The 8676-nt window shown below is 56.8% G+C and carries 9 protein-coding genes and 2 pseudogenes; 9 read left to right on the top strand and 2 right to left on the bottom strand.

Features of this window, described 5'->3' with window-relative positions; genetic code table 11:
* From BRAGE_RS49960 to BRAGE_RS0129970, 5 genes and pseudogenes are all read left to right on the top strand, one after another.
* The coding region (locus tag BRAGE_RS49960) for an IS3 family transposase (RefSeq protein ID WP_035730215.1) at positions 1-664 on the top strand (664 nt) is incomplete at its 5' end.
* 263 nt (positions 665-927) lie between these two features.
* The gene (locus BRAGE_RS49955) at positions 928-1197 is read left to right on the top strand and encodes a hypothetical protein (protein ID WP_027564553.1); all 270 of its coding nucleotides are present in this window, start codon (positions 928-930) and stop codon (positions 1195-1197) included.
* A 74-nt stretch (positions 1198-1271) separates the two neighbouring features.
* Positions 1272-1979, top strand: coding sequence for a 2OG-Fe(II) oxygenase (locus BRAGE_RS53380; RefSeq protein ID WP_159073978.1), 708 nt, complete (start codon positions 1272-1274; stop codon positions 1977-1979).
* A 437-nt stretch (positions 1980-2416) separates the two neighbouring features.
* A pseudogene (locus BRAGE_RS49950) lies at positions 2417-2845 on the top strand (TrbI/VirB10 family protein); the annotation flags it as partial.
* The gene (locus tag BRAGE_RS0129970; protein ID WP_027564552.1) at positions 2842-3099 is read left to right on the top strand and encodes a DUF2274 domain-containing protein; all 258 of its coding nucleotides are present in this window, start codon (positions 2842-2844) and stop codon (positions 3097-3099) included. The pseudogene BRAGE_RS49950 and the gene BRAGE_RS0129970, both read left to right, overlap by 4 nt.
* On the opposite strand, the gene BRAGE_RS53375 is transcribed toward BRAGE_RS0129970, so the two are convergent.
* Positions 3063-3974 carry a LysR family transcriptional regulator gene (locus BRAGE_RS53375; RefSeq protein WP_245161746.1) on the bottom strand — a complete coding sequence of 304 codons (912 nt, stop codon included), beginning with the start codon at positions 3972-3974 and terminating at the stop codon, positions 3063-3065. The two genes, BRAGE_RS0129970 and BRAGE_RS53375, sit on opposite strands and share 37 nt — an antisense overlap.
* Before the next feature lie 310 nt (positions 3975-4284).
* On the opposite strand from BRAGE_RS53375, the pseudogene BRAGE_RS57085 reads away from it, so the two are divergent.
* Positions 4285-4506, top strand: a pseudogene (locus BRAGE_RS57085) (transposase); the annotation flags it as partial.
* Positions 4507-5359: 853 nt separating this feature from the next.
* Positions 5360-6235 (top strand): TauD/TfdA dioxygenase family protein, encoded by an 876-nt coding sequence (locus BRAGE_RS0129950; protein WP_231164246.1) that lies wholly within the window; start codon positions 5360-5362, stop codon positions 6233-6235.
* A 901-nt stretch (positions 6236-7136) separates the two neighbouring features.
* Here BRAGE_RS0129950 and BRAGE_RS0129940 read toward each other — a convergent pair.
* Positions 7137-7418: a helix-turn-helix domain-containing protein gene (locus tag BRAGE_RS0129940; RefSeq protein ID WP_027564549.1), complete on the bottom strand. Its 282-nt coding sequence runs from the start codon at positions 7416-7418 to the stop codon at positions 7137-7139.
* Positions 7419-8037: 619 nt separating this feature from the next.
* Between BRAGE_RS0129940 and BRAGE_RS49940 the strand changes: the two genes are divergently transcribed.
* Positions 8038-8310 carry a DNA -binding domain-containing protein gene (locus tag BRAGE_RS49940; protein WP_027564548.1) on the top strand — a complete coding sequence of 91 codons (273 nt, stop codon included), beginning with the start codon at positions 8038-8040 and terminating at the stop codon, positions 8308-8310.
* Between the two features lie 164 nt (positions 8311-8474).
* A complete protein-coding gene (locus BRAGE_RS57080) occupies positions 8475-8669 on the top strand; it encodes a transcriptional regulator domain-containing protein (protein ID WP_084335009.1) in 195 nt (64 codons plus the stop codon).
* Positions 8670-8676: the final 7 nt, after the last annotated feature.

The raw sequence follows: 8676 nt of genomic DNA, 5'->3' as shown, positions 1-8676 counted from the left end.
CCGCTACGGCTACCGCCGTGTTCACGTCCTGCTGCGTCGTGAAGGCTGGCGCCATGGCCAGAACAAGACGCGGCGCATCTATCGCGAATTGGGCCTGCAATTGCGCAACAAATCACCCAAGCGCCGGGTCAAGGCCAAGCTGCGCGACGATCGCAGGCCGGCGACGCGATCGAACGAGACCTGGGCGATGGACTTTGTTCATGATCAGCTGGCGACCGGCGGCAAGCTCCGGGTGCTCACAGTCATTGACATCTTCTCCCGCTTCTCGCCGGCGCTGGTGCCGCGGTTCACCTTCCGCGGCAGCGACGTCGTGGAGGTACTGGAAAGGGCCTGCAAGGAAGTGGGATTCCCGGCGACGATCCGCGTCGATCAAGGCAGCGAGTTCGTGTCGCGTGATCTTGACGTTTGGGCCTATCAACGCGGCGTCACGCTGGACTTCTCACGGCCCGGCAAACCAACCGACAACGCGTTCATCGAAGCCTTCAATGGGCGCTTCCGGGCCGAATGCCTCAACGCGCATTGGTTCCTGTCCCTTGCGGATGCCCAGGAAAAAGTGGAGACTTGGCGCAGATACTATAACGAAGAACGGCCCCACGGGGCGATCGGCAATCGATCGCCGATTTTGCTGCACAACCACGTCGGCGCGTCCAGCCCGCCAACGTGATCAGAGCGCAAAACTCTAGTTCTGGGTGGTCCAAAGTTCGGTCTCGCTGCACAGAGCGCAAAACTCTAGTTCTGGGTGGTCCAAAGTTCGGTCTCGCTGCATCAGAGCGCAAAACTCTAGTTCTGGGTGGTCCAAAGTTCGGTCTCGCTGCAGCAGGTCATCGACTCTACCAACTCTTGGAGGTTCTTGCGAGGCCCAGACCATCTACAATCCTACTTGGCCGAGATGGCCAAAACGATCGCAGGGAAGATAGGAGCTAGCAAATGGGCTCATCAGTACCAAACCTGATCCTCAAGACAGACTACGCCACACCAGCAGATGAAACGGTTTTGGAGTTCCACATGGACATTCCGCTCTCTCCTGAGGAGACTGCGAGAATCCGGCAGTTTCTCGCAGGGAATGATTGGCAGGCGTTGAAAGACTATGTCGGAAATTCAAGGCCCCAACTTCGTTCTCTCATATCGGAATGGATTGATAAGACAGAGGATCGCAAGCTTGGCAAGATCGTTTCGCTGAAGGCCAGGGCGTCCTAAATTTCCATGTCCCATTGTCCCCCGCTATCGCCACATCTTGCGGCGATGGCGGCTGCTCCGTGAGGAGTAACTCAGTGCTGCGAATTTCTGAATGCGATTTGACCATAGAACGTCGCGCTGAAATTCGAGCGGAATTCCAGACATTCGGATCTGCGAGGATAGTGGATTTTCTGACGCCTGATGCAGCCGCGGCTGCATCGAAAGTTCTCCAGTCGTTCGATGCATGGTCGGTTGTATCTATTGCCCCGGATGGAACGCCGATCTGTCTCGATTGGAAGGATTGGGAGCGCTCTCGTCCTGACGGGCGCCAGTCGTACAGTTCCAATGCATCGTTCCAGTATTTATTCAAGAGCTATCCGCTCTTGGAACGACTGCGTGATGGTTGCGCCACTGGAGTTCTTCGCACGATTGCTGAATACCTGACTGGCACGACGTTCCGACGCATTGTTGCAGATGCGACCGGGCATGGCGAGTTTATCCATGTCGACGGGTTTGCTTCGCGCTTTGAGGCCGGACATTTTCTAACAACGCATACCGATAAGCAGCCGCCTGGAACACCGGGAATTCGAAAGGTTGCCTACTCTCTCAATCTCACAACACAATGGGACAATGACTGGGGTGGACAGACTGCCTTTTGGAGCGATCATGATCCACCCATATGCCTTCCACCGACTTACAATACTCTCTTATTGTTCGCGGTGCCGCGACCACATTCCGTACTGTATGTGCCGCCCTATGCGCGCGGCGCTCGACTCGCCCTTACCGGATGGCTACATGAATGAGATTTGTATCCATGCGACGCGGACGGACCTGCAGCCAGCCCGCGCGATAGAGACGACGAGGAATGCATGGAAAATCCTTAGCACATCGAAACCTGCATACGAAGATGCCCGCACTAACGTCGGATTGCCGGCTGCATAGCGCATCAAGGTGTGACCTGAATAGCAGATCGCATTAAGCCGAACGAGCGAGGCCTCTTGAGCGCCGGTCAATCACGGAACTCGGCATTGCGACGCGCCGGGGCTTCGTTGTCGATGAGTCACACTCAAGCAAGCCCGCCTTTAGCGATAGCTCCGTTGCAAAGACTGTTCGCAGGATCCGCATCATTGGCCTTCTATGCAGCAAGTATCTTTTCTCTGCTCTACGCTGGTTCCCTACGACGACTGAATACTTGTTGAACTAATCCGTTATCGGGTGGAATGAAATTGCGTGCGCGGCCGCCAAGCTGATCGGCCAGTACGATAGTTCTGTGGCATTCGGCCAGAGCCGAATCCTCCTGGTCTGGACCCGCATCATCATGCCAAATGGTAGCTCGATCGCGCTGGAGCGCCAGCCGAGAGCCGAGATCGGTGTTTGCGCTGGCCTCCAGGACGAGGTCGATAATCATTGGGGCATGCTGTTCAAGGCCGCCGTCCTTTCGACTATGCTCAGCGTCGGAGCGGAGGCGGGCACAAGCCAGAATGAGAACAGCCTTGTTCAAGCGATCCGCAGCGGCGCGTCCAACAGCATCAGCCAGACCGGGCAGCAAATCGTACAGCGCCAGCTCAACATCCAGCCGACGCTGACCATCCGGCCAGGTTTCCCGGCGCGGGTCATTGTTACCCGCGGCTTAGTCCTGGCCCCTACGGCAAAGGGAGGAAGACCGTGACGAAACTCAAGCTTGGACCGCTCGAAGACGACAAGCCGGTAAAGCTCACGATCGAGCTGCCGGCGGCAGTCTTCAGAAATCTCAAAAGCTACGCCGAGATTCTGACGCGTAGCGGAAGTGCGGCGACGCCGACCGAACCTGCCAAATTGATCGCGCCGATGATGGAGCGCTTTATGGCAACCGACCGGGCCTTTGCCAAGGCACGACGAAATGCTGCTCAATTCTCGCCCGGGTCGGCGGAAAGGTCCGGATAACGTTCGCGAAGCAGGTCGAGCAGCGGACGTACTAATGGATTGCCGTTTGACTGCCGCCAATAGACGCGGAAGTTCAGCCGCGTCGGCCCCTCGGCATCATGCACCTCCCGGAAGGTGACACCGGGATAAGTCACGCCAGTCGCACTTTCCAGCGCAAGGAGAATACCGAAGTCCATGCCTACCAGGGAGAGAAGCCGGTCGAGCCCCACGTCATGGCGAAGCAGCTTGCAAGGGTCGGAAGATCCTAATTTGCTGATGAGAAGCTTGAGGAGTTCCGGTCCGGGGCCACGCTGTGACATCAAAAGCGGTTCGCGCCGCAGTTCGCCCCAGTGAACTACGTCATGACTTGCCAGAGGATGTTTCGCAGGGAGGGCTGCAACAACACGTTCGCTCCAGAGCACCAATGACTTGCCGCTCCAATTCGGATTGGGATCCGCCACGACAGCGACATCGATGGCTGAGCTGGCGAGGTCCGAGATCAGATGCTCGCTCGCGCGGTCGACAAACTGTCTATCGACATCGGGAAAGCGGTGACGGTGATCGAGGAGGGTGGCTCGGAGATTGCCGGCTGACAGGGAGGTGTGGATCCCGATGCTCAACCGGCCACTCTCGCGACGCGAGCGGGTCTTGAGGCGAGTAGCCATTGCTTCAGCTTCGACTACGATGCGCCGGGCATCCTCGAGAAATTCTCGACCTTCCATCGTTGGTCGCGTACCTCCGTTGGTACGCTCGAATAGTTTGCTGCCCAACGTGTGTTCGAGACTTCTTAGGCAGCGACTGAGCGTCGACTGCTTGATTCTAAGCGTCTCTGCCGCTTGACGGATGCTTCGATGCTGAGACGCAGCGATCGCCCAGCGTAGGTCTCGAAATTCCACAGCCACGTTCGAAGCCCTATGGTGAGTTGTCGGACCAAGTGATTTCTTGCCTCTTCATCAATTGTCCGTCGGCACGTCCGATTGCGGCCGGAATACGTACTTCAAAAACAACGATAATTCAAGCTGTGGATGTAGGATATAAAAAAACAACTACGAGGTCTTCGCCTATCTATGCACTTCGATCTGTGTCTTCGGATTTTAGGGCCAATGTCTCAGAAGACAAATCAAACAGCACAGTGCGCTTGGCGGCTCGGAGACCCGCGCCAGAATTGTTCGTATGTCGAGTTGCGCGGTCGATCTAATTCGCGGCTTTCTGAAGCCGCGCCGGGTCGCCGAGAAGGCGCTCGCCGCAATGGTACAGAAACCTATGTGCAGCGCGTTTTCGACCCGTTCGGTAGACGACCTGGCGACCTAGACCAGCATCTCGAAGAACCAAGTCAGCCAGTCATGCGCAGAGATCGACAACAAGGTGAATGCTTTTCTCGCCCAGCCGATCGACGGTGATTGGCCCTGTCTATGGATCGACGCCACCTAAGTGAAGGTGCGCCAGAATGGCCGCATAGTATCGGTCTCGGTGATCATAGCGGTCGGTGGCTCAACTGCCACAAAGCCAAATGGCATGCACTCAGTAACGGAAATCTACGTCTCCGGGCAGAACCAAAGGCAGGTCACCGCGGGGCACCTGCATTCGCACCAGTGCAAATTTCGAGAAAATCGAGGGATTAAGTCCGTTGTTAAGCTGCATCGGAAGTTGCAGCCTCCCGGTTTTGCGCCTCTCCCGCTAGTGCATGACAGTGGGTTGGTTAGAGCTGATGAAAATAAGTCGCGCATGAACAACTCCAAGTCGCGAAAATATGATTATGAGCCCGTTGAAGTAGTTATTGTGACTGTATACATCTTCAGGTAGATCTTGCTTTGCGTCCTGTGGGCTTCGCCAGTGCATGCCGCGAACCAGTTCCAATCTTCGTCGTGCGCATGAGGCCGTGCAGGATGGAGGCACGAGGCAGTCGTTGTTCGAGGATTTTCCAAGCATGAGTTCTGAGACGACGCGAACGTCGCGCGAGCTCAAAAAGAAAGCTGGTTTCGTTTCATCGACTGGACATGGATTGCGTCTATGATCTGCACTGTTGATCAGGCTGTAAATCGATCTGCTGGCCTCATATGCGAGTGCCCTTCGATGAGAACGGCACGAGGCGTGTCGATACGCAAAGGGAGTCGGATTCTTAGATGCTGGTGGTGTGTATTGGAATTGCGGCGCGGTGACCCACGCTCACATAATTCGAGTGTGCAGCATCAAGATGGTTTTGCCGGGTTTGTCGCCAGACGCGACTACCACTGAGCCTGTTTAGACATCCACAGAAAGAGGCGTCGTCATGAGTGGGACAATGGTTGTTGAAAATATCATTCCGCGAGCAGACATCGTCAGGCACGCGGAGCGGCTTGGTGCCGAAATCAAGAACATTGCGCTGTCGGACGATTTGCCTGACGATGTCATCTTAGCGTTCAAGCGGCTTCTGTTAGAGCATAAGGTCATCTTCTTCCGTGACCAGGGACATCTCGACGATGCACAGCAGCAGCGTTTTGTGCTCAGGCTCGGCTCGCTGATACCGAATCCCACAATGGCGGACACAATGGGCGGTTTAACGATCCGACAGGAGCTGTCTGATCCCGCCTGCGGTCATCTCAACCAGATGAACGATGAGCGGGTCCGCACAGCCATCTCGGTGCTGCGGCTCGCAGCGGTCCCGCCTTTTGGCGGCGACGTTGCTTGGTCGAGCAGGGCGGCCGCTTATCTTGATCTTCCCCATCCCTTGCGGATGCTCGCGGATAACCTCTGGGCTGTGAGCTTCGTCGCATCTGATCTCACTGCGACAGAGAGGGCCGCCGAAGCCAACAAGCGGCCTTGGTGGGGCGTATCCACTGCAACGATCTACGAAACGACACATCCGATTGTTCGTGTTCATCCCGAGACCGGCGAACGCATGCTATCGCTCGGTCGTTCTGTGAACAACTTCGTCGGCCTGCAGCGCTATCCCAGCCAAAAACTCTTTGAACGGCTGCAATCCTATCTCATTGCGCCCCGGAACACCCTGTGCTGGAACTGGAAATCAGGCGACGTCGTAATCTGGGACAATCGCGCCACGGAGCCATATCCTGTCAGCAAATCCAGCAGCCCTCATTGGATGATGGACCAGCTTGCGATGGACGCCCGCGTACCGCACGTGAAGAGGCCAAAATCAAGGGCGGCAAAGGCTGCCTGACATTATCGGCACCTCCCGGATCACGTCAACGCCTGGAGACCCAAGACTAAGTTGCGGCCATGCAACGTCGAGCAGAGCGGCCGGGCTTATGCGCGAGGACCGGCTAACGGGGCAACTGCCACCTGCTGGGATTCTTCCAGGCTCAACAGCATCAATCTTCAGGCATCGTCTCTGCTCGCCGGTCAAACCGATGACGCTGCATTTTTGATAATCTGATGCATCCGTTGCCTCTCGCTCGGCGAGCAGCATCCCCTTGATCGTATCTGGATAGTCAGGTCCCGCGTAGCTCACACCCAATTAGAGCATATTCGCCGCCATCTCGCGACGCGTCGGATAGCCTTGATTCACAGCGCCCGGCGTCGGCTGAAACTATCCCGCTCGAGATGTGCCTGCGTCTTAGGTATCCCATAAACAAACCGTCAGTCGAGCCTTTCCAGCAGCCTCTCAATTGCGCCGCTGCATGCACACCTTCCCGATCTTCGTCCAGCACAAAGGTCCCATCCTCGAGGCGAACACCAGCTTGATCCTCCAATCGAAAGCTATGGAGGACGCATATGCGCCCATGCTCTTGCGCAGCAGGATAGCAAAGTCCCTCCATACCTCGCGGACTCCCGGTTGGGGCGCTGCCATCACCCGAACCGCACCGTCGCCCCCAAACAGGCTCTTCGAAAACCGCGGGTTCAAGGGGGCGTCGGTAGGTTTACGCGACCGGCGCAACCTCATTTCGAAGAATGCTCGGCCTTATAACAGACCGCTCCGAGGAAGCGCTAAGCGGAACCCTGCTGGGGCCACACCGGCTGGAGCAGGAGATCGGAAGCGCCGGCTGTAGATCCATGAAGCGCGTCGGCCGCTCCGGCTCGATTCCGCCCAAGCGTTCGCCGACACATGGCTCTCTCAATAATTACGTCTTGTTTCGGGCAAGCCGTGCCGGCTTGCGCCCTCTGGACATCGGCTTGGGCGGCATTGCACCTTTAGCCGGCTGTGTGAATAATTCGGACAAGTGAATACCCAAAGTCGCGGCGATGCGTTCTAGAAGATCAATCGTCGGGTTCTCTTTCTTCTGCTCAATGCGCCCCATGTATGAGCGGTCGATCCCGGCATCATAGGCCAATTGGTCTTGCGGAATGCCGCGCTCTACGCGGATCCGGCGCACATTCCAGGCCACAAGCGCACGAGCGTTCATGCGCAGAGGCAGCCATTCCGATGATTATGAAACCACTGGTTATAGCCAGACTATTACGATAAGCTCGCACCAGTAGTGGCTGTCCTCCCAATTGCTTCGAGGAATCAGGCAAGGGTGAGGTGCAGGTGCGCCTAGCGCGTGCCCGTCTTCTCGTTGACCATCACATGCGTTCTCGTCGGGCAATAACTTGCCATTAGCGGCAGAGAAGAAATAGCGCTCAGAGGTACCGGCGGCGTTTTCCCGAGCGCCGCAACTAGATAGGACGAATGTTCACCTGCGGGTCGAAAGGCAAACGAATATTCTCCAGTTGGCCGGTTCTGGTTGCCTTTCAGGAGTACGACCGGGCCGTCACCACGGAGCACCATGTCTCCGCCAGGAACAGAACAGCAAGGGCGGCCAGTCACAGGGCACATCTGCAATCGCTTGCAGTATGGACTGGCAATGAACAAGGGAAAGCGCAGGACGAGCCACCAGGTCAGTGTGAGCCGATATGCGATTGCCATCTCAGCGCGAAAAGGAATTCGGCGTGCGACTATTGGACGGGTACCAAAACGAACTCAGATTAGTTATCGTTGCTCTGATTTCGGTAGATTTTTCAGCTGGGTAGGAGTTTCAGGCAGTGCCAGCCGAGCCGAAGGTCGCAGAATTGGCGCCCAGCGTCGACGAGCTCACGCCATATGACAGGGAGCACGCTGTTGCCTACATGCGACTGCTTGATGCGGACGCTGACAAGGCAGATTGGCGCGAGATTGCGCGAATTGTGCTTGGGCTTGACCCCACCGTTGAGCCGGATCGAGTGCGACGCACATTCGAAAGTCATCTGACGCGGGCCAAGTGGCTTGCGGGCCACGGCTATCGCGACCTGCTACGTAGCGGTTGGCCAAAACAATGATCGGCGCGGATATCAGGCGCGCCAGAATGCGTCGCGATCGGAAAAATTGATCATTCCATCGATTAAGTGCGTTCAAGGCGTGCACACGGTAAGCAAGCAGCCGGAAAGCGCCACAATCATCGGCTGCATTCCGCCGCGCCGGAAAATTGCGCGGGAAAGGTGCGATGCCGAATACTGACTGGAGATCTGAGGAAGCGTACAGCGGCCTGAAGAAGGCGGATGCTGCCGACCTGGCCTGGGAGTGGCTGCGGCGGGATCGCGATTACCAAGAGGATTATAAGCGGCTATCTCGCCGCAAACGTTCAAGCGCAGCGGCGGGCGAGTTCCGACGCAAGTGGGGGCTCTCGTTTTCCTGCTGATCCGCAA

Origin of the sequence: Bradyrhizobium genosp. SA-4 str. CB756, from assembly GCF_000473125.1 — a bacterium.
In the GTDB taxonomy this organism is placed as follows: Bacteria; Pseudomonadota; Alphaproteobacteria; order Rhizobiales; family Xanthobacteraceae; genus Bradyrhizobium; species Bradyrhizobium arachidis.
The sequence above is the reverse complement of the archived record's forward strand: the minus strand, read 5'-3'. Positions and strand labels throughout refer to the sequence as shown.